Raw genomic sequence first — 23,686 nt, 5'->3', positions numbered from 1 at the left:
CCGGCGATGCGAATTGCCTTCTACGCGCCGCTGAAGTCGCCCAATCATCCCGTTGCCTCCGGCGACCGCCAGATGGCACGGATGCTGGTCAAGGCACTGGAGCATGGAAGGCATAGCGTCGAATTGGCATCCGAATTGCGCTTCTATCTACGCGAACCGGATTCGAAAAGTTTCGATGCGCTCAAGATCGAGGCCCGGGAGGAAGCCGCGCGGCTGGCAAGGCTTTGGGATCGTGACGGCAAGCCCGATCTGTGGTTCACCTATCATCCCTATTACAAGGCACCCGACCTGATCGGGCCCGAACTGGCGTTGGCCTTTGGTGTCCCCTATGTGACAGCGGAAGCCTCCTATTCGAGGCGGCGCAACACCGGTTTGTGGGCCGATACGCAAGCGTTGGTGGCGCGAGCCGTCGAACAGGCGGCGCTGAACATCTGCTTCACGCAAAGGGATCGTCAGGGACTGGCAGATGCGGTACCCGACGCCGCTTTCGGCATGCTTTCGCCCTTCATCGACACATCGCTATTCCGGGAAACGCCGGCGCGGGGTTGTCCGTCGCGCCTCGTTACCGTCGCCATGATGCGCCCGGGCGACAAAGTCGAAAGCTATGGCATGCTGGCGCAGGCGCTCGGTTCGATCGGTCACCTGCCCTGGACGATGTCGGTCGTCGGGGACGGACCTGCCCGCGAGGAGATCAAAGCGCAATTCGCCGGCTTGCCCGCCGACCGTATCGAATGGCTTGGCGCGATTGAGTCAGCCGCCGTGCCGGATGTCCTCTACAGTGGGGGAATTTACGTCTGGCCGGGTTTCGGCGAGGCCTATGGCGTTGCCTATCTTGAAGCACAGGCCGCCGGCCTTCCGGTTGTGGCTCAGGACATCGCCGGCGTGCCGGAGGTCGTGCGGGATGGCCAGGCCGGGTTTCTCACCCCGCCGGGCGATGTGGCGGCGTTCGCTTCTGCCATTGAAAGGCTTCTGGCCCGTAACGACGAAAGATCCATCATGGCCGCAGAAGCCAGACGTTTCATCCTCGAAGAACGTTCTATCGGTGCTGCGGCGGCGCGTCTGGCCGAACTTCTTGCAAAGATCCCGGTCTCATGACATCCGATCAGATCTGGCAACCCTTGGTGGAGGAACTGGCGAGCCGGCAACGGGCGGACCGTAAGGCAGAGTTCTGGCTGCGCGACGATGACGCCGTGGATCCGACGCCTGCGCTTGATCGGTTGCTCGACCTCACTGGTGAATTCGCGGTTCCGGTGACTCTGGCCGTCATTCCCGCCCTGACTGACGAGAAGCTTGTCGTTCGGCTTGACGAGGCGCCGCATGCCACGGTCGCCATCCATGGCTGGGCGCACCGAAATCATGCGCCCGAGGGCCAGAAGAAGCAGGAGCTCGGCGCGCATCGGCCACGCGAGGCGGTGCTCGATGATGTGGCTCGCGGGCTGGCGCACGTAACCGGCCTGCACGGCGCACGTGCCGTTCCGATGCTGGTGCCACCCTGGAACAGGATCGACGCCGGCTTGGTATCCGACCTTGGATCGATAGGATTTTCGGCATTGTCGGTCTACGGGCCGCCAATGCCGGCTTCACTTGCGGTCATCAACAGCAATGTCGACATCATGGATTGGCATGGCACGCGCGGGTGCCGCGATCATGGCCTGTTGGTTCAGGCTATCATCGCGCACTTGCAGCATGCATTCGATAGGGGCGAACCGGTGGGCCTGCTCACCCACCATCTCGTACATGATGAATCGGCCTGGCTCTTCCTCGAACGGCTGTTCACAGTCACCGCACAGACTGAAGCCTGCGCATGGCTTCCGATCAGGACATTGATCGGGCGCAGCGCCGGTGGAACAATTCCAGGAAAGTGTGAACGGTTTCCGTCCGGAATTGCGTCAAGACAAAGAGATAGAGGAAAATAGCTCAGCGCTTTTTGCGCAATGAGACTGGAATGTTGAGCGTCTGGCCATCCCGCGCGGCAAAAGCGCCGGTAAACCTGTCCTTGGCCAGTTTCTGGATCTTGTCCAGTTCCTTGTCGGTGCGTGTCGGATCGTGGTGAAACAGCGCAAGCCTCCGCGCACCTGCCGCCTCACAGAGTTTGACGCCCTGTTGCCACGTCGAGTGCCCGTAACCGCGGCGGCGTTCCATTTCCTCCTCGGTGTAGGTGCAATCGTAGATGACGAGGTCGGCATCTTCGATCAGGCCGAGCACCGTCTGATCGAGTTTGTCCGGGTCGTGCTCAGTGTCTGTGATCACCGCCACGACGCCGCCACCCCATTCGACCCGGTAGCCTATGCAGCCGCCCGGATGCATAAGACTGCCGGTTCGGACCACCACCCCTTCGCGCGGGCGAAGCACGTCTCCGGATACGAAATCGCGATAGTCGAGGCTTGCCTTGCAGGCCTCCAATTTCACCGGAAACCACGGCGGCCGCATGAACTCATCGACCATCTGCCGGGTCGTCATGTGTCCTGCAAGATGCCCGGACCAAAGCGTAACCTTGGCGCCCCGGTCATAGATCGGCGCAAAAGACGGCAGCCCGATGATGTGATCGTAATGGCAATGGGTGAAAAGCAGGTCGAAATCGGTCACGCCCAACGCCTGAAGCGCCGCGCCGGCAGGCCGTAGGCCAGAGCCTGCGTCGAACAGAAGCGTATGCTTGCCGCATCGCATCTCGACGCAGATTGAGTTGCCGCCATAGCGAGAGAATTCTGGCCCTGATACCGAAATGCTGCCGCGGACACCCCAAAACCTGACCTGGAAAACGTTGTCGTCCATGCTACCCCTTCGCCCATCATATCCAAACAACTGCTGCTAGGCGAGACAGGCTTTCTCCGGGTGATCTTCTCAGCGAGAGGACAGTGCCGTCACGACGGCGAGGATCGAGCGCACGTCCTTCGTTATTTGGCGCTTCGTGCGTCGATGAGATCCGCGGTCGTATGGCTTAGGCGATCGGCAAGAACCCGCAATATCTCGATGGTCATTTCCGGGAACTCCCTCATAAGCCTCAGGAAATGATCCTTGCGGATTCTCAGGGCTTCCAGCGGACTTGCCGCTCTGACGGTGGCAGTGCGGGAGCTGTTGCACAATATGGCGATCTCGCCAACGATCGAATTTGGCTCCAGTTCGGCAACTTTTATCGGTCCGCTGTCGGAATCGACAAGAATATCCGCCCTGCCTGAAAGGATGACATAGGCGGCGTCTCCCTCGTCGCCCTGCCGGAAAAGGATCTGGCCGGCGCTGTAGCTCACACGATCGGATGTGAACGCAAGCAGCTTGAGCTTTGTCGGCTCGATGGCAGAGAACAAGGGAACGCGTTGCAGCATTCCAACTTCATCCTTGAGCAGCATTGTCGCAAACCTTCCAAAATTCGCGTTTGCCAGACTAGAGCAACGGACGCCCAGATGGAATCAATTCTCTTTCCGGGATGGCGAGACAAACCACGCGAAAGGTGGCGAGCCCGATGTCGTGCACCGGCAGAATGATCCCATCTGAATGTCCGTTGCTCTATGACAACAGTTCCTTGAAGATACCGTTCCCTGCCAAAAGTGTCTCGTGTGTTCCGTCTTCCGCCAATTGACCCGAGTCGAAGACGATAACGCGATCGAACATCATCGCCATTGCCGGATTCGTCACGACCCACACAATTGCCGGCGAATGGCCGTCGCGCCTGGCTTCCTCGAGCACATTTCGCAGCACCTTATCCTGCATGCGCTGGTCGAGCGCCGACAGCGGCCGGTTGAGAATGAGAAAATCGGGACGCTTGAGCAAGGCCCGGGCAACATCGAGCTTCTGTCGCTGTCCACCGGTCAGCCGCCTGCCGCCGGAGCCGACGTTGAAGTCCAGGCCGACATCCAGAAGTTCGCCATAAAGCCCAAGTTCGTCAAGAATGTCATAGACGATGGAGCGTATGCGGTCGGGCGCGTCGGGATGATTGTTGCCCACACGCCCGAACAGGACATTATCCATGACGGTGGCCGCGGCAATGTATTTGGCAGGATCATACCGTTCGACCGCATTGTGCAGCTCGGGCGGCAGGTCTTCATAGAACCGGTTGCGTGCAGCGACGATCTTGCTCATCAGCTCGTCGCTCAGCAGGCCGAAGCGGTGCCGGGGCTCGATGTAGGCAAAGCTCAAGGTAACGATCATGGCGCGATCGTTCTCCGAAACCGCCTCGTAGGGACGGTTCTTGAGCCGTTGCAGCAAGGTTTCGTAGGCGGGTATCTCCTCCGCGCTCATGAAGGCGAGCTGCTGGAAGAACTGGTGATCGGGCGGCAGGTCGGCAAACAGCTCGATCGCCTGTTTGGCGATCTCCAAGCCCATTTCGTAGAGCGTTCGGTCGAGGCCGGCTTGCCTCAGCACGGAAGCAAAATAGGGATTGGCCGCCAGGGCCCTGTCGGCCAGTTCAGGGCCGGCGGCAGCGCCGAAGAGCAGGTTTTGGCCGATCGTTGCTTCCTTGTTGTAGGCGCCCGGTTCGAAAGGAACCACCAGTCCGCTCAGCCCCTCTTGTTCCAGCCGGGTCCGCAGCGCCGCACGCAGTTCGACGATCCGCCTGGCAAGCTCCGTGTGACGCGTGAGGTCGGCCGAAGAGCGCAAGCCGAGATCCAGAATGTCACGCGACAGAACAACCGCGTCGAGCACCCGGCGCACGGCTTCAAAGAGGTCGTGCGGGCCGGTAGCGCCAGCGGAAGCATAGTTGATCCAGTCGCTGTGGATATCAAGATCCGGATTGCCCGACCGGCGCGCCTCGTGAATGTTCCAGCGTTGCTGATCTGCCGCAGCACCGTCATAAGGCACCGATGTCAGCGGCGCATGCTTCAACCCGTAGAGCAGGTTGTCGCGGAGGCTTGCCTGGAACAGGAAAACATCCGACGAGGCATACGACATGCGCCGGCCGGTTACTGCTTCGGGGAGTTCAAGCAGGTCGTCGGTGCCCGAAGCGACCCTTCCGCTGTCCGGCCAGGTCAGCCGCGCGAAGGCTTCTGCAAGCGCCTCCGCTCCACCTGTTGCGGTACTGACCAGTGCCACCGTCTCACCCGGCTTGACCTGGAGGGAGATACGGTTGAGGAGCATTGCACCACCATCGTCTGCTACGGACAGATTGATCGCCGACAGCGGCTTGGTCATCGGATCGGGATCGTCGATCGTCAATGCCCCGATTTTCGGCGCGATGAGACCTTCGACGGTGAACTGTTCAACGACCTGTTGATATTTGACCTGGACATCCTGCCGATCCTGATCCCAGTCGATCAGTTCCTTCATCGGTCCGGGCAGGTCCTTGTAGGCGCCGATCACGGCCACGAGCTGGCCGACGTCCAGCCGCCCCTCAAGGACCAGATACCCGCCGATCATGTAGAACAGAAAGGGCGTGAGCTGCGCGAGAAAATTGTTGAGGAACTTCACCATGAATTTCCATTGGTAAAGATCGAAGCGGATCTTGAAGATGAGCCCGAGCCGGGCAGCTATGTCGGCGCGCTCGTAGTTTGATGTATCGTGGACGTGAACCGCGCCGATGCCGTCGACGATTTCGCCAACCCGGCCCGAAAGCGCGCGCGCCGTCAACTGCCGTTGGCGCCCGAGCACGATCAGCCGCCGCCGCATTCGCGGGATGAGCACGATCTGGATCGCCACGATCACGACCGCTATCATTCCGAGCCAGACGTTCTGGATCATGATGAACAGCATGGCCGTCAGCGCTTGGCCGCCGAGCAGTACCGGCTGCAGGAAGGCGTCGCCGATGAAGCCGCCCAGCGGCTCCACCTCGTCCTTCACCATGGTCGCCACTTCGGCGGATTTCACCCGCTTGAAATAAACCGGCGGAAAACGCAGCACACGGTCGACCAGATCGAAGCGGATACGCCGCAGCATGCGTTCGCCGAGGCGGCCCTTGTAGGTGTTGATGTAGAATTTGAACAGGCCGTTGATGACGACTAGCAAGAGGAACACAAGGCTCAGGGCAAACAGGGTCTCCTTGCGGTCGAGCTGAAAACCGGAGAAGAACTGGACCTCTCCAACGAACGGCAGGTTATAGTGTAGCCTCATGAATGGCTGGGTCGCGCCCGGTTGCTCGAAGCCGCGACCTTGGATCGGTCCGTTGACGATCAGCTTCGGCAGGTCGAAGGACATGAAATACGGGATCATCGAAAGCACGACGATCATCAATATCCAGAGTTGCTGCTTCTTGGTGTGCGTCCAGATATAGCGGGCTAGGCTGGCTTCCATATGCGACTGTGGACCCTTCAGTTGGAAGGATGCAGGATGTAAAAGCACCTGCTGGCGAATGGCGTATCGGCAATTTCTTCATCGCCAACGACAAGCTCGAAGCTGCTGTGCACGGACATTGTCCTGCGCTCAACGATGCAAGAAACCTGCGAGGCGGCGCGATCCAGTTCCGACGCATGGTCGATGGCATCGACATGGGCATTGTTGATCGGCGAAGACAGCGGCTGGCCAAACGGTCCGCGGCTTTCGTAGGGCTTTGGCGAACAGCCGAGCGGCACGAGGCCGCAGCTGCGCGGCTGGTGCTGGCGGATGGACGCCGATGATCCGGACAGATGCAACAGGCTCTCTCCGGCACCGGGCAATAGCCAAGCGGCTTGCAGCATGATCACGTCCGCGGAATCAAACAGTCTTGCGGGAGGCAAGATTGCGTTGTGTCGCCCAAAATCCCAACATACAAGACGAATTATGATGGATGTCACGCAACCACGCAATGCCATGGACTGGCACGAGCAAGCCTTAGACCTCACGCGGGGAATTGCTGCTTATGTCAACTGCCCTCTCGTGGCAGGGCTGGCGCGGGTCGTCGCCAAGCATCCGAAGGCCGATATCGCCAACGCCTTCAACCACAAGCAGGTCGCCTGCAAGATGTGGGCGCTCGACAGGCTGTTCGAAAGCGGCGGCGGCCGCTTCGGACGCATATGGGTTCTGGGTGGATGGTACGGCGTATTGCCGGCAATGCTTTTCAACGACGCCCGCTTCGACATCGCGGCGGTCGATAGTATCGACATCGATCCCGAAGTCGCGCCGGTCGCCCGGACCCTCAACCGGGAAGCCGGCGACCGGTTCCGGGCGCTGACGGCAGATATGTACGCACTCGACTATGCGGCCGGGCGGCCCGATCTGATGATCAATACGAGCTGCGAACACATAGCCGATCTGCGCGCCTGGCTTGCTCTGCTTCCGCCGGGCACGAATGTACTGCTGCAATCGAACGATTATTTCAGCGAGCCGACGCACATCAACTGCGTGGCTTCGCTTGCAGCCTTCGAGGAAATGGCGGCGCTACGGGAGGTGCGGTTCTCCGGCGAACTGCCGACAAAAAATTATACGCGCTTCATGCTGATTGGAACTGTTTAATGCATTTCGCCCAAAAGCGCGTAGCGGTTTGGGCCAACGACACGCATAAAAACAGGACTTGAAGCGCGTCGCACGAATCTCACCAGACGCGACGCGCGTTAGGGCATTTGCAGGAAAGTGTGGAAACGGCTTTCCGTCCGGAATTGCGTCAAAACAAAGAGACAGAGCGGTTCTGCGTGAAACGATGAACCGCTCTAGGATCTATCGTCTGTTTAATCATGAACTTTTCCGAAACCGGGCCCCACGTTTAGGGACCATGTTCGATGCCGCTCGCGCAGGATTTGCGCGGAGCGACGCGCGCCTTCCAGATCGAGACGATGCGCAGATGGCGTCGGTTCCACAAGCGCTTGTTCGACCGCTTGCGCCAAACCTTCAGGCGTCAGGTCCTTTTCCATCAGCACCGTTGCAAGACCGAGTTCTTCGAGCATCAGGGCGCGAACCGTCTGTTCGGTTTCCCCGCCGGCTGCAAATGGGACGAGCAGGGAGCGACAGCCCGCGCGCAGGACATCGCAGACCGTGTTGTAACCCGCCTGCGAGACTGACAGGCGGGCGCCGGTCAGCAGGCTGGCGAAATCCTCGCGGAACCGGAAGATGGACAGGCCCGGCGTGGCATCGCGTGCGATCGCGTCAAACTCGTCTTTCGGCAGGTTTGGGCCGGTGATCAAACACCATTTCCAAGCGTTGTTGGCATTCCGCGCCGCTGCGATGGTGGATCTGACAAGGCTCTTTCCGGCAGCCCCGCCGCCAACTGACACCAGAACGTCGAAGCGCTCGGAGGCCGCGGGCGACGGCGGCGCGGCAACGAGCCCCGTGTAGGTGACCTCGGCCCTGATCGCCCCAGCCAGTGGAAATGTCTTGTCGATGGTTGCGAAAGCCGGATCGCCGTGGACCATAACAAGATCGAAATGCCCGTTGATGAGATCGACCGTTTCCTCGTTTCGGCCCAGCTTGACGCGCTCCTGGAGGATATCACGGACGGACGTCGCCAGCAGCGGTCTGGGCGACGTCGCGTCGATGGCCTCGATCAGCGGCAAGAGTTCGAAACGCATCTGCCGGCGTCCAAATGGAAACGCCTCGACAATGACGATATCAGGCCTGCAATCCCGGAATGCCTGCAGCAGCATCTCTGAACGCCATTTCTTGAAATCATCGTCGATCGGGTTGCCTTGCAGGTCGACAAGTCCCGAAAATCCTTCATCACCGGAGGTGACAGGTGGCAGAGTTACAGATTGTACACCCAGTCCCGGAAACCCGGCGATCGGCGCTCCGCCGGTCACGACGGTAACGTCAAACCCGTCATCGACCAGAGCCGCCGCAATGCGGCTGGCGCGCGCGAGATGGCCGATGCCGAGCAGGTGCTGGACATAGAAGAAAGCGCGCAGCCGCTTCATTCGGCGGCCCGCCACTCCCGCTCGAACAGTTCCTTGAGCTGTCCAATGCTTGCCATATGATCGAAATTGCCGCGCACGCGCCGCTCTGCGGCGTCGCCGAGGCGGTCGCGGAGCACGGGATCACGGATCAGGCGCTCCAGCGCCTGTGCCAGGGCAATCGGGTCTTCCGTCGGAACCAGCAACCCCGTTTCATCCGGCGATAAAAGCTCCGGCACGCCGGAAATATCGGTCGACACGCAGGCAAGCCGCTGGCTAGCCGCCTCCACCAGAACGTTCGGCAGACCGTCGCGGTCGCCAGTTGCGGTGATCCTGCAGGCCAGGGCGAAGATGTCGGCACGGCGGTAGTGCTCAAGCACCTCCTCCTGCGCAAGCGCGCCTTTCCAAGAGACGCGACCATCCAGGCCGAGCTTTTGCGCCAGCGCCTTGCACCGTTCCAGTTCTTCGCCGCCGCCGATATGCTCGAAACGCCACGCCAAATCGCCGGGCAACAGGGCAAGGGCCTCCAGCAACGTATCGTAACCTTTCTTTTCAACGGCGCGCCCGACACTCAGAACGACAACCGGTTCGTCCGGAGCCGAGCCGTCATGCTGCTTTCGCGCCTCGCCGAAACTGCCGAAGCGATCAAGGTCGAGCCCATGATAGCTCAGATGCACAGACGAGTTGCCGTTAGCGAGTTTTTTCAGACGATCGAAGCCGGTTTTCGTGCAGGTGACCGTCCAGCGCGCCGAGGAAAGCTTGCCGGCCAGATCCCAGTCCGCCGAAGTCCAGATGTCCTTGGCATGGGCAGAGCAGGTCCAGGGCTGGCCACGAAGCTGGCTGGCATAGCGCGTCACCGATGCAGGCGTGTGCGCGAAATGTGCATGCAGCCAGCCCGCGTTTTCCGGCCATTCGGCCGCCAGCACGAGCGCTTGCCCGAAGCGGCGCGCGCGATTGCGCGTAAAGTCGCGGGGCATATCGGCAGCCAGCGATCCGAGCGCGCGCCAGAAGCCCGGACGCAGCACATAGGCAAACAGCGAGCGAAGCACGCGCAGCGGCTCTTCATGCAGATATTCCGGCAGATAATGGACGGGCGCTTTGATCTCGTCATGCACGGGGTGGCGTTTTTCGTCGGTCGGCCGCCTGAGCGCGACGAGTATCAGGTCGAACCCCGCACGCTCAAGACCGAGCAGTTCCTGCGCGATGAAGGTTTCGGACAGCCGCGGATAACCCTTCAGAACCACGACGATCTTGCGATGTTGCAACTCAGGTCATTCCTTCAATGACCGAAAGGTGATGGCCGGCCCGCCGGTCGAGCAGTTCCGCAACGATTTCGGAAATATGAGGCAGCCCTTCCAGCGTCAGATGCGGATTGCTCTGCGATGGGCGGGGCCGGTCCGGCAGCACCTTCAGTGCATCAGCAAACCGCCGGGAATCCTCGGCTTCTTCCGGCAAAAGCATCTCGATGAGGCCGAGTTCGGCTGCGCGCCGTGCGCGGATCAGTTGTTCCCGGCGGGGCTCGACGCGCGGCACGATCAGCGCCGGCTTGTCGAAAGACAGTATCTCGCAATAGGTGTTGTAGCCGCCCATCGCCACTACCGCCTTGGCGCCGGCAATCAGGTCTTCCATGCGGTTGTCGAACTCGATGATCTTGATGTAAGGGATCTTGGACCCCTTCTTGAGCAGCTTGTTGCGCTTGCGCGCCGGCATGTAAGGCCCAAGCACGATCAGGGCTCTATGCTGCAATTGCGGATCCTGCTGATAGGCATCGATGACGTCGTGGATCAGATCGGCGCCGTCACCGCCGCCACCGGTAGTAACGAGGATATAGTCGCCCTCGGGCCGGTGGCCGGGCAACTCGTTCCGCTGCAGGCTCCGTTGCAGGAACCCGACGAACCTCATCTTTGCCCTGACAGCCGGGGGCACATCCAAGCCCGTCAACGGATCGTAGAAATCCGGCGGACCATAGGCCCAGACCTTGTCATAGAAGACGCCTATCTTGCGCATCACGTCTCTGCGTGCCCACTCTGCTTCGAGCAGATGCGGCGCATCCATCACCTCGCGCAGGCCAAGCACCAGCGTGGTGCCCCGCGTCTTGAGGTAGGACAGCGTGTCCTCAATCTCACCGCGCAGGCCGAGCGGTTCCTTGTCGACGATGAAGATATCGGGCCGGAAGGTCTCAGCTGTATGGCGGATGATCGACTGGCGCATCCTTAGCGTCTCATGCAGATCGATGTCCTTTTCCAGCGAGGTGTATTCGCCGTTGCGCAGCTTGATGACGCTGGGGATCTTCACGAAGTCGACACGGGCGCGGTAATCGAAGGCGCCAGCTATAGTCGCACCCGAAATGATGAGCACCTGAAGTCCGCGGAAATCCTCGACCAGTGAATGCGCGATAGTCCGGCAGCGCTGCAAATGGCCGAGCCCGAACGTGTCGTGGCTGTACATGAGAATTCGAGCGTTTTCTGCGTGCTGGGTCATTGTTGAACGTCTCTTAGAATTCTCGCCTTGAGGACCGTGAGCGACCCGCAGGATTCGAAATCATCCTCGCGGGTCTACCGACCTGTTCTGAAACATGAGGGCGCAATTTTCAATTCGTATTACAAAGAGGGTCCATATGCTGAAACCAGGAAGCTACGTCTGCTCAGCGGCCTGCTTGCCACGTGGTCCAGAAGAACCTGCATCATTTCACTGGTATTGACCATCTCGGATTCTCGGCGGCCTTGACCGCTGCGAAAAACGTGGAAACTCCAGAATGGAATAAGATATGGGCTGGGTACTTCACTTCGAGCGTCTAAGCCAAGCTCCTAAACCATGATGTGCCTTGGCGGTGGGAAGCCGGAGCGTTGACGGAGTAGGGGACGCGTTCGAACCGCCTAGATCTTGACTTCTCAGACCAGAATCTAGGGGTCAGGAGTTCGACTCTTTTCGGGCGAGCCAATTGAACTCACTAGCTTTTTGGACGCCATGGGCGCATGAACTCGCCGATTGCAGGCGTGTCAAAGCTGACCTGTTTGCCGCCAACGACAGCGCCGGCCTTCGGGCCAGCATCCGAGTCTTCGATCCCTTTTCCGGTTGTACCGCGCAGGTAATATTCGGCTTCCATATATATTCGAGATTGAGGGCGAACCGGAAAAAAATGTCTTCGCCTTTGACCTCATCCTGTGCATAGGCCCGGGAAACCGGGGCAAGGCCGGTGGCCGAAGCGAGCGTTGCTCCCAGGCCAAACTGCAACGCGCGGCGGCGCGAAACACGAAATGCAGGCGTGACGCGGATCATGGCTTCCTCCCAAAAGCCCGCCGGCATCAAACATTTTGGCACCTCAAAAGCGCACCTGCGCTCCCAACTTCAGAAGATGTGGAATGTTTCTCAATCGCCTTGAATGATCTCACCGATGGTCGAGCAACTAGGTTTCCTCGACCCTAGCCTGATGTCAGCCGACGCACACTGCGCTGTAGCGGCGCCGGATCTGCCGGCAGCAAAAATCCCGCCGCTGCGGTCGTCCGAAGTACGCTGTCGATAAAATCCAGGACTTTTGCGTATCGATTTCGGACCAAGGTCCGTCTTGTAGAATACTGTATTTGAACAAAGCTAGGTAACAGCCGACTTTCGGATTCGAAAGTCCTGACGTTTTTCATCTGAAACCCATCCTGGCGGGAGGGCGACTCGAAGGAGGAACTATGAAAACGCGCACCTGTCTATTCGCGACTGTAGCCGCTCTCACCCTTGTCGCATCTCCGGTACTCGCTGCTCCCGGGGGCAATGGCAATGGCAACGGCAATGGCGGCAGCAACGGTAACGGCGGAAACTCGGCCGGGGCCGGCTCGCAGGGACACGGAGCCGCCACTTCCGCCGCGGCCAAGGACAAGTCGACGACCGGCGTTGCTCATGCAATGGCGGTCGTTGCCACGACACCGGCCTCACCGCAGGCTACGCTGGCCTTGCAGGCAGCGCTGGACAGGAAGGCCGCGAAAGACGCGGCAGACACTGCCGACGACACCTCTGACGAAACCGAGTAAGCATTCCAAACAGACCACTTGTCGCGTTGAAAGCCGTGGTTCGCCGCGGCTTTTTCGTTTCCCGACGACGAACTCTCAAGGTGAACAGCGCTTCCAGAAAAAAGCTGCTCCACGGCGGCACTGAAGCTACGCTAAGGCCAAACGACGCCGCATCGGCGTCGGATTCGAGTGCATTCGAGGAGATCCCATGGCCGGCTTTGTCGACCGCGAGCGCGCAACTGACCTGATGCAGCGCGCCGGCATCGAGGCGCTGGTGCTTTGCGAGCCCGAGGCGTTCCAATATGCCACCGGTGCCTGGATCGGCCCGGCCGGCCTGTTCCGGCGGGCCGGTGCCGGTTTCGTCGTTATTTCCAAGCGAGGCGACCTGCCGCTCGGCGTCGTGGTGGCGGATTTCCAGGCTGCCCGGCTCCGGGCGGCGATGGCCGGCGCCGTGCTGCGCACGCATGCGATCTGGATCGAATCGGCGTCGCTCGAGCCGGCGACGGCCGACCGGCCTGTTGCGCAGCGCATCGAGGCCGGCCTGGTTGGCCGCGCCCCCGGTTTTTCACGTCCGGCGACCTTCGAGCTTGCCCGCTCCGTCCGCGAGCTGAAAACGATCCTCGCAGAATTCGGGCTGGAGCGTGCGACGCTCGGCATCGAGCTGGATTTCGTCTCGGCCAGCGATTTTTCCGCGATGCAGGCAATGTTGCCGGGCACTGCCCTGGTCAACGGCTCGCCGGTTCTCGACAGGCTGCGGGCAATCAAATCGCAGAGCGAGATCGACCTTCTGCAGCAGGGCATCGCCCTGTCGGAAGCCGGCCTGTCGCGGCTGCAGCAGCATGCGACGACCGGCATGCGTCAGTCTGAGCTGGTCGCGCTTTACCGGCAAGGCGTCGCGGATGCAGCCGCCGGGTCGTCGCAGCAAATCTCGACGGCGGAATACGTCACGCTGGGCGCTCGCCCAAAAGGCGCCGACGTCGTCGCCGCCGCCGGCGATCCGCTGAAGGCCGACATGGTGTGCAGCGTGAACGGCTATGCCTCGGATATGTCGCGGAATTTCACCTTCGGGCCGCCGTCGCCCGAACAGGCCGAATTGCATGCGATAGCCGAACGCGCCTTCGCCGACGGGCTTGCCGCGCTTATGCCCGGAAAGCCGTTAGCCGCCGTGCATCGCGCCGCCAGCGAAAGCCTGGCGCGCCAGGGCCTGCGTTCCTATCGCCGCGGCCATTTCGGCCACGGCGTCGGCAATTCCGTGTTTTCCGAGCAATGGCCGTTCATCTCGGCCGACAGCAATGTCGTGATCGAGGCCGGCATGGTGCTGGCATTCGAAATCCCGCTCTACATCGACGGTCTCGCCAGCTTCAATCTCGAGGACCAGTTCCTGATCACCGCCAACGGGCCGTCGCCGATGAACCGCCTGCCGAGGCGCCTGGATATTATCGCTTGAATCCAGCCGTTATCTGGCGCTGGCCACGCCCCTGCGGAAATCCGACGGCGACATGCCGGAAAGCTTGCGGAACGACTTGTTGAAGGCACTGAGCGAGCCAAAGCCCGATTCCATGGCGACGCGCAGCACATTGGCATCCTGATGCATCAGCAGCGCCTGCGCGTAGCTGAGGCGCAGCAAGTTCACATATTCATTGAGCGTCATGCCGGTCGATTTCTTGAATATGCTCATGGCGTATTTGGGATGGATATCGGCCGCCGCGGCGATGTCGACGCAATCGATCTCGTAGAGGAAATTCTCGGCGATGAAGTCGCACATGCGCCCGACATTGCGCAGCGATTGCTGATCGAAGGGACTGCCTATCTCCTGTTCGACCGGGGTTTCGGGCACCAGCCGGTAAGGCTCGAAGCGCACCCGCTCCAGCCGCAGCAAAAGCTCGTTGACGGCATGCTCGGCCTTGACCGGGTCGCCGGAGCGGGCATAGCGATTCCAGCGCTCGAAATTGTGGTCGTCCGACCGGTCGGTGGCGTCGGTCACCAGCGTCGCGCCGGTCATCAGCCTGTTGCGGACATCGACGGGCAAATGCAGCCGGAAGAAATGCACCAGCGGCAAATGCGCGCCGGCATAGATGGCATCGTCGGACGCTTCGTCCATCTGGTGCGGCAGGCCGCCCCAGAACAGGCACATGTCACCCGCAGAAAGCGAAAGCCCGTGCCCGTCCATGCGGTAATGCACGGCGCCGCGCACGATGAAATTCACCTCGACCTGGGCGTGCCAATGCGGCTTTAGCATCACCAGGGGCTGGGTGTGGAACATCTGCAGCAGCAGCGGCAGGCCCTCCACGCTGCTGGCGCCAGGCTGGTAAAACGGCCTTTCCGGCATCTTACTTTCCGCTCATTTCTTATTCCCTTTGTCGCGGACAAGGCTTTCCCGAGGCCTAGTCTAGCCACGCTCGCAAACAGAGAGCAACTGAAATGGGAGGATTTCAATGCGCATAAAATTGACCTGCGCCGCGCTCGCGCTTGCCTTGGGCTCCAGCCCGGCCTTTGCGCAGTCCGGTGAAATCACGATCTGGAGCTGGAATATCGCCGCTTCGTCGCTGAAGGCCACCATAGCGGGCTTCAACAAGCAGTATCCCGACATCAAGGTGACGGTCGAGGACCTTGGCAACCAGCCGACCTACGACAAATCAATCGCCGGCTGTGCCGCCGGCGGCGAGGGGCTGCCTGACATCGTTACGATCGAGAACGGCGAAGCCGAAAACTACTGGAGCCAGTTCCCGGATTGCTTCGTCGACCTGCATACGCTCGGCTACACCGCGGAAGACCAGGCAAAATTCCCCGACTTCAAGCGTACCGAGCTCGAGGTTGACGACAAGGCCTATGCGATGCCCTGGGATTCCGGTCCAGTGGCGATGTTCTACCGCCGCGACTTCTACGAGAAGGCTGGCGTCGATCCGTCCTCGATCAAGACCTGGGACGACTTCATCGCCGCCGCCAAGAAAATCCAGGCCGCCAATCCCGGCGTCACGATGACCAACGCCGATTTCAACGGCGATTCCGAATTCTTCCGCATGATCTCCAACGAGCAGGGTTGCGCCTACTTCTCCGCCGACGGGCAATCGATCACGGTCAACCAGCCCAAATGCGTCGATGCCATGACCAAGATCAAGGAGATGAAGGACGCCGGCATCATTTCCTCTGCCGACTGGAGCACCAAGATCACCAACAACACCGCCGGCAAGGTCGCCACGCAGATGTATGGCGGCTGGTATGAAGGCACCGTGCGCACCGAATCGCCCGATGGGGCAGGCAAATGGGGCGTCTATCTGATGCCGAGCCTGACCGCCGACGGTCCGCGCGCCGCCAATCTCGGCGGCTCCTCGCTCGCCATCACCTCGGTGTCGAAGAACAAGGAAGCCGCCTACGCCTATCTGAAATACACGCTTGCGACGAATGAGGGCCAGATCACCATGCTGAAAGGCTTCGGCCTGGTGCCGTCGCTGATCTCGGCGCTCAACGACCCTTATGTCTCCGAGGGCCTGCCCTATTGGGGTGGCCAAGCCGTGTGGAAGGACATCCTCGGCACCTTGCCCAAGGTCGTCCCCAGCCGCGGCACGCCGTTCCAGAGCGACGCCGAAATCATCATCCGCGCGGTGCAGACCAAATATCTGGCCGGCGGCTATCCCGACGCCAAGGCAGCGCTCGACGATGCCGCAAGCCAGATCGCCGCGGCGACCGGCCTGCCCGTCAAGTCGTGATCTAGACGAGGCGGCTCCGAGCGCGCGGCTCCCCTTCTCCCCTTGTGGGAGAAGGGGAGCCGAAGGCGACGGATGAGGGGTGCTCCAGCTTGGCGCCGGCGGCACTCCGGCCATCACCCCTCAACCGTCTCGGCGCTACGCGCCGATCTACCTTCTCCCACAAGGGGAGAAGGCAAGAACTTGAAAGCAGAAAGGAGGAAACGATGCGCTACCAGAACGCCACGGCGTATCGCTTCCTCGCGCCGTATCTGCTGATTTTTTCGATCTTCTGGCTGTGGCCGATCATCGATTCCTTCCTGATCTCGTTCCAGGCGACGCGCACCGTGCCGTGGCGCTTCGCGCCGACCTTCAACTGGGGCCGGCTGATCGGCGATCCGGCCTTCTTCAATGCCTTGAAGAACACATTGCTGATCCTTGTCATCCAGGTGCCGGTGATGATTTCGCTGGCGATTGTGATGGCGGTGCTTTTGAATTCGCCACTGCTCAAGGCCCGTGGCCTGTTCCGCTTTGCCTTCTTCGCGCCGGTCGTGGTCGGCGAGGTCGCCTATTCGGCGGTTTTCCGGCTGATGTTCAATCTCGACTACGGCATCATCAACAAATTGCTGAACAGCATCGGCCTGCCCAGTGTCGACTGGTTTACCAACGTCACCCCGGCGATGGCGGTGATCATGATGGCGGTGACGTGGCGCTGGGCCGGCTACAACGCCATCATCCTGCTCGCCGGCCTGCAGTCGATTCCCGAGGATGTCTACGAGGCGGCGACCCTGGACCGGGTCAGCAAGGTCAAACAGTTCTTCTACATCACGTTGCCGCTGCTCAAGCCTATCATCGTGTTCTGCGCCGTGCTGTCGATCATCGGCACCATGCAGCTGTTCACCGAGCCCTTCCTGATCACCGAGCGCGGCGGGCCGGGCGGCGGCACCGAAACGCTCGGGCTGCTGCTTTACCGCCAGGGCTTCCGGTCGCTCAATTTCGGCTACGCTTCGGCCGTCGCCTACACCATGGCCGGGCTGGCGATCGCCATTTCGCTGGTGCAGATATGGCTGACGAGGGAACCGAAATGACCTCGCACTCAAGAGTCAGCCGCTCCCAGGCCAGATTGGGACGCAGCATCGCGCTGCATCTGTTCCTGACGCCGCTGGCACTGGTCTGGCTGTTTCCGCTATGGATGATGGTGGTTTTTTCGACGATGCCCGACAACGGCATCTTCAGCCCCGACATCGAGCTTTTGCCGCATGGCAATTTCCTCGACAATGTCAGCAATCTGCAGCGCGGCACCAATTTCATCGGCGCCATCGGCATCTCCGTCTCGGTGGCGGTGACCTATACCTTCCTGTCGGTGATGCTGACCTCGATGGCCGGCTGGGCGCTGGCGCGTTACAACTTCTTCGGCAAGGGCATGGTCGTCGCCATCATCTTCGGCACCATCACGCTGCCCTATGCGGTCGTGCTGATCCCGCAATTCATCATGGTGGCGCGCGACTTCAAGCTCGCCAACACCTGGGTGGCGCTGATCGTGCCGCCGCTGTTCAATTCGCTGGGCGTGCTCTTCATGCGGCAGAGTTTTTCGATGATGCCGCACGAGCTGTTCGACGCCGCCAAGGTCGAGGGCGTCAAGGAATGGCGGATATTCCTGTTCGTCGCACTGCCTCTGGCGCGGCCGATGCTGGCGGCGCTCGCCATCATCCTCTTCCTTGCCTCCTGGAACAACTATCTCTGGCCGCTGCTGATCAATTCCAAGCCGGGCGCGATGACCGCGCCCGTGGCGCTCGGCACGCTGATCGGTCTCACCAAGGTGTCCTGGGGCGGCATCATGGCGGGCGCGGTGATGCTGACGGCGCCAATGCTCGTCGTGTTCGTGCTTCTGCAGCGCCATTTCGTTGCCGGCATCGCCGCCGGCGCCATCAAGTAAGGATCAGCATGGCGGCAGTCACACTCAAAAACGTCATCAAGCGCTTCGGCGTCTTCGAGATCGTCCACGGTGCCAATATCGACATCGATGACGGCGAATTCGTCGTCTTCGTCGGCCCTTCCGGCTGCGGCAAGTCCACGCTGCTTCGGATGATCGCCGGACTCGAGGACATCAGCGACGGCGAGATCGCCATTGGCGGCAAGGTGGTGAACGACGTCGAGGCGGCCGATCGCGGCATCGCCATGGTGTTCCAGTCCTACGCGCTCTATCCGCACATGACGGTCGAGCAGAATCTGAGCTTCGGCCTGAGAATGACCGGCAACCCCAAGGCAGATACCGAGCGGCGGGTGAAGCGGGCTTCCGAAATCCTGCGTATCGCCGAGCTGATGAAGCGGCGGCCGCGGCAATTGTCGGGCGGCCAGCGCCAGCGCGTCGCCATCGGCCGCGCCATCGTGCGTGAGCCGCAAGTGTTCCTGTTCGACGAACCGCTCAGCAATCTCGATGCCGAGCTCCGGGTGCAGATGCGCGTCGAGATATCGCGCCTTCATAAGGAACTCGGCGTTACCATGGTCTATGTGACGCACGACCAGACCGAGGCAATGACGCTGGCCGACAGGATCGTTGTGCTCAACGCCGGCAATATCGAGCAGATCGGCGCGCCGCTCGATCTCTACGACGACCCCGCCAACCGCTTCGTTGCCGGCTTCGTCGGCTCGCCGAAAATGAACTTCCTGGCGGCAAAAATGGTCGGGGCCGACAACGGTGCGGCGGTCGTCCAACTGGTCAATCATCGCGGCGCGCGACTGCGCAAGCCGCTTTCGGATGCCTTGCCTGCAACAGGCGGCGATGTTGTGCTTGGCGTGCGGCCGGAGCATTTCTTCGACGCCGGCCAGGGCGATTGCGACCTTACCCTCAAGGCCGACGTCGCCGAGCACTTGGGATCGGTGAGCTATGTCTATGCCAATTCCGGTACCGGTGGCGGACGCGAGGAACTGATCATCGAGCGCGAGGCCTCGCGGCATCGCGCGAACGGCGACGACCTGGTGGTGTCGATCAAAGCCGACCGCTCGCTTCTCTTCGACGCCACCGGCGCACGCATTCGCTAACCCATCTTTCTTTTGTCCGATCGCGATTGCTCGCGGCCACCCCACGGAGATTTGACATGACGTCCAAACCAGAAAAAGTTCGCTGGGGCATTCTCGGGCCCGGCAACATCGCCAAGGCTTTTGCCGGGGGCGTCGCCCATTCGCGCACCGGCACATTGGTCGCCTTAGGGGCGCGCAATCCCGGCAAGTCGGGGCTCACCGAGGCTTTCCCCGGCGCCCGCATCCTGGACGGCTACGAGGCTTTGGTTGGCGATCCGGATGTCGACGCGATCTATATTTCGACGCCGCATCCGAGCCATGCCGAATGGGCGATCAAGGCGGCCGAGGCCGGAAAGCACGTGCTTTGCGAAAAGCCGCTTGGCCTGACCGCATTCGAAGCCGACGCCATGATCCATGCCGCGCGCAAGGCCGGCACCTTTCTCGGCGAAGCCTTCATGTACCGGCTGCATCCGCAGACGGCCAAGCTGGTCGAGCTGATCAGGGCCGGCGCGATCGGCGACATCAAGATGATCAAATCCAGCTTCGGCTTCGCCATGCCGGGCTTCATGCCGGAGCACCGGCTTTACGCCAAGGATCTCGCCGGCGGCGGCATTCTCGATGTCGGCGGTTATCCCGTCTCGATGGCGCGGCTGATTGCCGGCGCAGCAGTGGGAAAGCCCTTCGCCGAGCCGGACAAAGTCGTCGGCGCTGCGCATCTCGGCCAATCCGGCGTCGACGAATGGGCGTCGGCGCTGTTGCATTTTCCGGGCGGCATCGTCGCGGAAGTGTCCTGCAGCATCTCGCTCGCTCAGGACAATGTCTTGCGTATTCTCGGCAGCAAAGGCCGCATCGAGGTGGCGGATTTCTGGTATGCCGGCGGCCAGCAAGGCGGCACCGGCGAAATCCGCATCATCCGTCCGGGTGACACCGAGGTGGTCGAGGTCACGGAGGACGGCTGGCTGTACGCATTTGAGGTCGACGCCGCCGGCGAGGCCATTCTCGGCGGAAAGCAGGAGTTCGCCTGGCCCGGCATGGGCTGGGCCGACAGTCTCGGCAATCTGCGCGTGCTCGACAAATGGCGGGCCGCAATCGGGCTCGAATACGACATCGAGAAACCGGCAAAGCGCGTCAACACGATCTCCGGACGGAAGCTGCGCTCCGGCGGAACCGCCATCCCCAAGCGCAGCATTCCGGGCCTGCCGCGGCCGGCCTCGTGCCTGGCGCTCGGCTTCGAGGATTTCCGCACCTTTTCGTCGGGCGCCATCCTGCTCGATGCCTATTTCGAGGCCGGCGGCAATCTGTTCGACACCGCCTTCGTCTACGGTTCCGGCTATACCGAGACGCTGCTCGGCCAGTGGCTGAAGAACCGCGGCGTGCGCGAGCAGTCGGTGGTCATCGGCAAGGGCGCGCACTCGCCGCTCTGCTATCCCGACGTCATCGGCAAGCAGCTCACTCAGTCGCTCGAACGGCTGCAGACCGACCATATCGACGTCTATTTCATGCACCGCGACAATCCGGACGTGCCGGTCGACGAGTTCGTCGATGCGATGGACCGCGAGGTCAAGGCCGGCCGCATTCGCGGTCCGTTCGGCGGCTCGAACTGGACGATGGACCGCATGGACAAGGCGATTGCCTATGCCGAGCGCACCGGCAAGCAGAAGCCCGGCGCGCTTTCCAACAATTTCTCGCTGGCCGAGATGCTGGAGCCGATCTGGGCAGGCTGCGTCACCTCCTCCAGCGACGAATGGAAGGCCTGGCTCGCCGCCCGACAGATGCCGAATTTCGCCTGGTCGAGCCAGGGCCGCGGCTTCTTCACCGACCGCGCCGGGCGCGACCGGCGCGATAATGAGGAGCTGGTCCGGGTCTGGTATTCGGAGAGGAATTTCGGCCGTCGCGACCGCGCCATCGAGCTCGCCAAACGGCTGGGCAAAAGCCCGATCCACGTCGCGCTCGCCTATGTGCTGGCGCAGCCGTTTCCGTCCGTCCCGCTGATCGGGCCGCGCACGCTCGACGAGTTGGAAGACAGCCTCCAGGCGCTCGACATCTCACTTTCGCCGCACGATCTCGCATGGCTGGATAGCGGTTCGGATCAGGCCCGCGCGCGGGCCTGACGGCAGCGGCAGTCGCTTCGGCCTACGCTGCGCCCTTAGCTTCCGGACTGTTTGCACGGCCCTTACCCTCTCCCGCAAAGAACCGGGAAAGGGTAAGAATGAGGTCAGCGCAAAGGCCACTGGAAGTTAGGCAAGACAGATGCTCGACATCGCACCGACGAAACAGGCTGCCACCTGGCTCGATTCCTTTGCCCGGGCGCTCGAGGCCGGCGACGTCGAGGCGGCAACCAATTTGTTCGTCGAGGACTGCTACTGGCGCGATCTCTTGACCTTCACCTGGAACGTCAGGACGATGGAGGGCCGCGTCGCGATCCGCGACATGCTGGCGGCGACGCTGGCAACGACAAAACCTGCCCGGTGGCAGCTCAGCGGCGAAGCGACTTCGGACGAAGGCACGATCGAAGCCTGGTTTTCTTTCGAGACGTCATCGGCGTGGGGCCAAGGCATCATGCGCCTCAGGGACGGCAAATGCCGGACACTGTTTAGCGCGATGAGCGATCTCAAGGGGTTTGAGGAGCGCAAGGGCCCGGCGCGGCCGCTGGGTGTCCGCCACAAGGCCGATCCGGAGCGCGAGACCTGGCTGGAGGCGAGGGCGCGCGAGACGCGTGAACTCGGCGCCGGCCAGCAGCCTTATTGCCTGGTCATCGGCGGCGGCCAGGGCGGCATCATGCTGGGCGCCCGGCTCCGGCAATTGGCCGTGCCGGCCATAGTCATCGAGAAGAACGCTCAGGCCGGCGATTCCTGGCGCAATCGCTACCGCTCGCTCGTGCTGCACGACCCGGTCTGGTACGACCATCTGCCCTACATACCGTTTCCCGAGAACTGGCCCGTGTTCACGCCCAAGGACAAGATGGGCGACTGGCTGGAGATGTATACGCGCGTCATGGAGCTCAACTACTGGACCTCCACGACATGCGTGAGCGCGTCCTATGACGAGACCGAAAGGGTCTGGACGGTCGAACTCGATCGCGCCGGCGAGCGCATCACGCTAAAGCCGAAGCATATCGTCTTTGCGACCGGCGCCTATGGCCCGCCCAGGCGCATCGACCTGCCGGGTGCCGATGTCTTCAACGGCGAGATCCTGCATTCCAGCCAGTATTCCAGCGGCGAGAAATTCCGCGGCAAAAAGGTCGCCGTCATCGGCGCCGCAAGTTCCGGCCATGACGTCAGCGTCGACCTCTGGGAGAGCGGCGCCGAGGTGACGATGGTCCAGCGCTCGCCGACGACGGTGGTCAAGTCGGACACGCTGATGGAGATCGGTTTCGAGATCTTTTCGGAAAAGGCGCTGGCCCGCGGCATCACCACCGAGAAGGCCGACATGATCGTCGCCTCGACGCCGTTCGCGCTGCTGCCGCAAGGCCAGCGGGCGCTTTACGACATCATCAAGGCGCGCGACGCGGCCTTCTACGATCGTTTGCGCGGCGCCGGCTTCGCCATCGATTTCGGCGACGACGAGACCGGGCTCCTGATGAAGGCCTACCGCACCGGCTCGGGCTTCTACATCGATGTCGGCGCTTGCGACCTGATCATCGACGGCGAGATCGGCATCCGCAGCGGCGTCGGGATCAAGTCGCTGACGCAGACAGGCATCCTCTTCGACGACGGCACCGAACTGGCGGCCGACGCAATCATCGCCTGCACCGGCTATCTCTCGATGAACGAAACGGTGGCGGCGATCGTCTCGCGCGAAGTCGCCAACAAGGTCGGCCCGTGCTGGGGGATTGGCTCGGGCGTGAAAGGCGACCCGGGTCCATGGCAAGGCGAATTGCGCAACATGTGGAAGCCGACGGCACAGGAAGCGCTGTGGTTCCACGGCGGCAATCTGGCGCTGTCGCGCTTCTATTCGAAGTACGTCGCGCTGCAGATCAAGGCGAGGATGGAAGGCATTGCGACGCCGGTTTATGGAGCGGCGGGGCGGTGAAGCTGTGATCTCCCCCCTTGAGGAGGAGATGGCCGGCAGGCCAGAGGGGGTCGCCGCGCGTCGAGCGCCAGCCTCCATCCGTTGCAGGAAGACGAGCCCGGTCGAACCGACCCCCTCTGTCGCCTTCGGCGACATCTCCCCCTCGAGGGGCAGGGCTATCGCATATGAGTGATGGCATTGATGAGATAGTCGTCGTTCCAGGCGCATTTCTTGATGCGATGGCTGATGGGAA

The 23,686-nt window shown here is 61.6% G+C and carries 19 protein-coding genes and 1 pseudogene; 11 read left to right on the top strand and 9 right to left on the bottom strand.

Going from position 1 to position 23,686, the window contains the following annotated elements; genetic code table 11:
* Nucleotides 1–6 precede the first annotated feature (6 nt).
* Together NKH59_RS25525 and NKH59_RS25520 are read left to right on the top strand one after the other, a co-directional pair.
* On the top strand, nucleotides 7–1,095 hold the full coding sequence (locus NKH59_RS25525) for a glycosyltransferase family 4 protein (protein ID WP_353023451.1): 1,089 nt from the start codon (nucleotides 7–9) through the stop codon (nucleotides 1,093–1,095).
* Nucleotides 1,092–1,916 (top strand): polysaccharide deacetylase family protein, encoded by an 825-nt coding sequence (locus NKH59_RS25520; protein WP_352834881.1) that lies wholly within the window; start codon nucleotides 1,092–1,094, stop codon nucleotides 1,914–1,916. Before NKH59_RS25525 ends, NKH59_RS25520 begins: the two co-directional genes overlap by 4 nt.
* Before the next feature lies 1 nt (nucleotide 1,917).
* Here the strand turns inward: NKH59_RS25520 and NKH59_RS25515 are convergent, their stop codons facing one another.
* The 4 genes from NKH59_RS25515 to NKH59_RS25500 all read right to left on the bottom strand — a co-directional run bounded on the left by NKH59_RS25515 (nucleotide 1,918) and on the right by NKH59_RS25500 (nucleotide 6,599).
* On the bottom strand, nucleotides 1,918–2,772 hold the full coding sequence (locus NKH59_RS25515; RefSeq protein WP_352834883.1) for an MBL fold metallo-hydrolase: 855 nt from the start codon (nucleotides 2,770–2,772) through the stop codon (nucleotides 1,918–1,920).
* Between the two features lie 122 nt (nucleotides 2,773–2,894).
* Nucleotides 2,895–3,344 (bottom strand): cyclic nucleotide-binding domain-containing protein, encoded by a 450-nt coding sequence (locus NKH59_RS25510; RefSeq protein WP_023675957.1) that lies wholly within the window; start codon nucleotides 3,342–3,344, stop codon nucleotides 2,895–2,897.
* 157 nt (nucleotides 3,345–3,501) lie between these two features.
* The gene (locus tag NKH59_RS25505) at nucleotides 3,502–6,216 is read right to left on the bottom strand and encodes an ABC transporter transmembrane domain-containing protein (RefSeq protein WP_352770398.1); all 2,715 of its coding nucleotides are present in this window, start codon (nucleotides 6,214–6,216) and stop codon (nucleotides 3,502–3,504) included.
* Nucleotides 6,217–6,233: 17 nt separating this feature from the next.
* Nucleotides 6,234–6,599, bottom strand: coding sequence for a hypothetical protein (locus tag NKH59_RS25500; protein ID WP_352470896.1), 366 nt, complete (start codon nucleotides 6,597–6,599; stop codon nucleotides 6,234–6,236).
* Between the two features lie 85 nt (nucleotides 6,600–6,684).
* Here NKH59_RS25500 and NKH59_RS25495 point away from each other — a divergent pair, with 85 nt between their 5' ends.
* Nucleotides 6,685–7,353, top strand: a complete 669-nt coding sequence (locus NKH59_RS25495) for a class I SAM-dependent methyltransferase (protein ID WP_352470917.1) — start codon at nucleotides 6,685–6,687, stop codon at nucleotides 7,351–7,353.
* A gap of 212 nt (nucleotides 7,354–7,565) precedes the next feature.
* On the opposite strand, the gene NKH59_RS25490 is transcribed toward NKH59_RS25495, so the two are convergent.
* The 4 genes and pseudogenes from NKH59_RS25490 to NKH59_RS25475 form a co-directional block, all read right to left on the bottom strand.
* Entirely contained in the window at nucleotides 7,566–8,744 is a 1,179-nt protein-coding gene (locus tag NKH59_RS25490; RefSeq protein ID WP_352834886.1) for a glycosyltransferase family protein, read from the bottom strand.
* Nucleotides 8,741–9,985, bottom strand: coding sequence for a glycosyltransferase (locus NKH59_RS25485; RefSeq protein WP_352834889.1), 1,245 nt, complete (start codon nucleotides 9,983–9,985; stop codon nucleotides 8,741–8,743). Before NKH59_RS25485 ends, NKH59_RS25490 begins: the two co-directional genes overlap by 4 nt.
* Before the next feature lies 1 nt (nucleotide 9,986).
* A complete protein-coding gene (locus NKH59_RS25480; RefSeq protein WP_352450264.1) occupies nucleotides 9,987–11,201 on the bottom strand; it encodes a glycosyltransferase family protein in 1,215 nt (404 codons plus the stop codon).
* A gap of 490 nt (nucleotides 11,202–11,691) precedes the next feature.
* Nucleotides 11,692–11,999, bottom strand: a pseudogene (locus NKH59_RS25475) (ferritin-like domain-containing protein); the annotation flags it as partial.
* Nucleotides 12,000–12,400: 401 nt separating this feature from the next.
* Between NKH59_RS25475 and NKH59_RS25470 the strand changes: the two are divergent.
* On the top strand, nucleotides 12,401–12,739 hold the full coding sequence (locus NKH59_RS25470; RefSeq protein ID WP_023675950.1) for a hypothetical protein: 339 nt from the start codon (nucleotides 12,401–12,403) through the stop codon (nucleotides 12,737–12,739).
* A 187-nt stretch (nucleotides 12,740–12,926) separates the two neighbouring features.
* Nucleotides 12,927–14,165 (top strand): M24 family metallopeptidase, encoded by a 1,239-nt coding sequence (locus NKH59_RS25465; RefSeq protein WP_352834892.1) that lies wholly within the window; start codon nucleotides 12,927–12,929, stop codon nucleotides 14,163–14,165.
* A gap of 9 nt (nucleotides 14,166–14,174) precedes the next feature.
* On the opposite strand, the gene NKH59_RS25460 is transcribed toward NKH59_RS25465, so the two are convergent.
* Nucleotides 14,175–15,047: a helix-turn-helix domain-containing protein gene (locus NKH59_RS25460; RefSeq protein ID WP_352491733.1), complete on the bottom strand. Its 873-nt coding sequence runs from the start codon at nucleotides 15,045–15,047 to the stop codon at nucleotides 14,175–14,177.
* 106 nt (nucleotides 15,048–15,153) lie between these two features.
* Between NKH59_RS25460 and NKH59_RS25455 the strand changes: the two genes are divergently transcribed.
* The 6 genes from NKH59_RS25455 to NKH59_RS25430 all read left to right on the top strand — a co-directional run bounded on the left by NKH59_RS25455 (nucleotide 15,154) and on the right by NKH59_RS25430 (nucleotide 23,454).
* A complete protein-coding gene (locus NKH59_RS25455) occupies nucleotides 15,154–16,425 on the top strand; it encodes an extracellular solute-binding protein (RefSeq protein ID WP_023675947.1) in 1,272 nt (423 codons plus the stop codon).
* A gap of 203 nt (nucleotides 16,426–16,628) precedes the next feature.
* Nucleotides 16,629–17,489: a carbohydrate ABC transporter permease gene (locus tag NKH59_RS25450; protein WP_254817930.1), complete on the top strand. Its 861-nt coding sequence runs from the start codon at nucleotides 16,629–16,631 to the stop codon at nucleotides 17,487–17,489.
* A complete protein-coding gene (locus tag NKH59_RS25445; RefSeq protein WP_023675945.1) occupies nucleotides 17,486–18,337 on the top strand; it encodes a carbohydrate ABC transporter permease in 852 nt (283 codons plus the stop codon). The genes NKH59_RS25450 and NKH59_RS25445 overlap by 4 nt, the downstream gene beginning before the upstream one ends.
* 8 nt (nucleotides 18,338–18,345) lie before the next feature.
* On the top strand, nucleotides 18,346–19,443 hold the full coding sequence (locus NKH59_RS25440; RefSeq protein WP_352820759.1) for an ABC transporter ATP-binding protein: 1,098 nt from the start codon (nucleotides 18,346–18,348) through the stop codon (nucleotides 19,441–19,443).
* A 56-nt stretch (nucleotides 19,444–19,499) separates the two neighbouring features.
* Nucleotides 19,500–21,533: an aldo/keto reductase gene (locus tag NKH59_RS25435; RefSeq protein WP_352820761.1), complete on the top strand. Its 2,034-nt coding sequence runs from the start codon at nucleotides 19,500–19,502 to the stop codon at nucleotides 21,531–21,533.
* Between the two features lie 139 nt (nucleotides 21,534–21,672).
* Nucleotides 21,673–23,454, top strand: a complete 1,782-nt coding sequence (locus NKH59_RS25430) for an NAD(P)-binding domain-containing protein (RefSeq protein ID WP_353023449.1) — start codon at nucleotides 21,673–21,675, stop codon at nucleotides 23,452–23,454.
* Nucleotides 23,455–23,686 lie beyond the last annotated feature (232 nt).

The sequence above is a fragment of the Mesorhizobium sp. M0998 genome, assembly GCF_040318885.1.
GTDB lineage: Bacteria > Pseudomonadota > Alphaproteobacteria > Rhizobiales > Rhizobiaceae > Mesorhizobium.
The sequence above is the reverse complement of the archived record's forward strand: the minus strand, read 5'-3'. Positions and strand labels throughout refer to the sequence as shown.

Coding starts and splice junctions, on each gene's coding strand:
- NKH59_RS25525 (WP_353023451.1), top strand. CDS start 7: ATGCGAATTGCCTTCTACGCGCCGCTGAAGTCGCCCAATCATCCCGTT.
- NKH59_RS25520 (WP_352834881.1), top strand. CDS start 1,092: ATGACATCCGATCAGATCTGGCAACCCTTGGTGGAGGAACTGGCGAGC.
- NKH59_RS25515 (WP_352834883.1), bottom strand. CDS start 2,772: ATGGACGACAACGTTTTCCAGGTCAGGTTTTGGGGTGTCCGCGGCAGC.
- NKH59_RS25510 (WP_023675957.1), bottom strand. CDS start 3,344: ATGCTGCTCAAGGATGAAGTTGGAATGCTGCAACGCGTTCCCTTGTTC.
- NKH59_RS25505 (WP_352770398.1), bottom strand. CDS start 6,216: ATGGAAGCCAGCCTAGCCCGCTATATCTGGACGCACACCAAGAAGCAG.
- NKH59_RS25500 (WP_352470896.1), bottom strand. CDS start 6,599: ATGCTGCAAGCCGCTTGGCTATTGCCCGGTGCCGGAGAGAGCCTGTTG.
- NKH59_RS25495 (WP_352470917.1), top strand. CDS start 6,685: ATGGATGTCACGCAACCACGCAATGCCATGGACTGGCACGAGCAAGCC.
- NKH59_RS25490 (WP_352834886.1), bottom strand. CDS start 8,744: ATGAAGCGGCTGCGCGCTTTCTTCTATGTCCAGCACCTGCTCGGCATC.
- NKH59_RS25480 (WP_352450264.1), bottom strand. CDS start 11,201: ATGACCCAGCACGCAGAAAACGCTCGAATTCTCATGTACAGCCACGAC.
- NKH59_RS25470 (WP_023675950.1), top strand. CDS start 12,401: ATGAAAACGCGCACCTGTCTATTCGCGACTGTAGCCGCTCTCACCCTT.
- NKH59_RS25465 (WP_352834892.1), top strand. CDS start 12,927: ATGGCCGGCTTTGTCGACCGCGAGCGCGCAACTGACCTGATGCAGCGC.
- NKH59_RS25460 (WP_352491733.1), bottom strand. CDS start 15,047: ATGCCGGAAAGGCCGTTTTACCAGCCTGGCGCCAGCAGCGTGGAGGGC.
- NKH59_RS25455 (WP_023675947.1), top strand. CDS start 15,154: ATGCGCATAAAATTGACCTGCGCCGCGCTCGCGCTTGCCTTGGGCTCC.
- NKH59_RS25450 (WP_254817930.1), top strand. CDS start 16,629: ATGCGCTACCAGAACGCCACGGCGTATCGCTTCCTCGCGCCGTATCTG.
- NKH59_RS25445 (WP_023675945.1), top strand. CDS start 17,486: ATGACCTCGCACTCAAGAGTCAGCCGCTCCCAGGCCAGATTGGGACGC.
- NKH59_RS25440 (WP_352820759.1), top strand. CDS start 18,346: ATGGCGGCAGTCACACTCAAAAACGTCATCAAGCGCTTCGGCGTCTTC.
- NKH59_RS25435 (WP_352820761.1), top strand. CDS start 19,500: ATGACGTCCAAACCAGAAAAAGTTCGCTGGGGCATTCTCGGGCCCGGC.
- NKH59_RS25430 (WP_353023449.1), top strand. CDS start 21,673: ATGCTCGACATCGCACCGACGAAACAGGCTGCCACCTGGCTCGATTCC.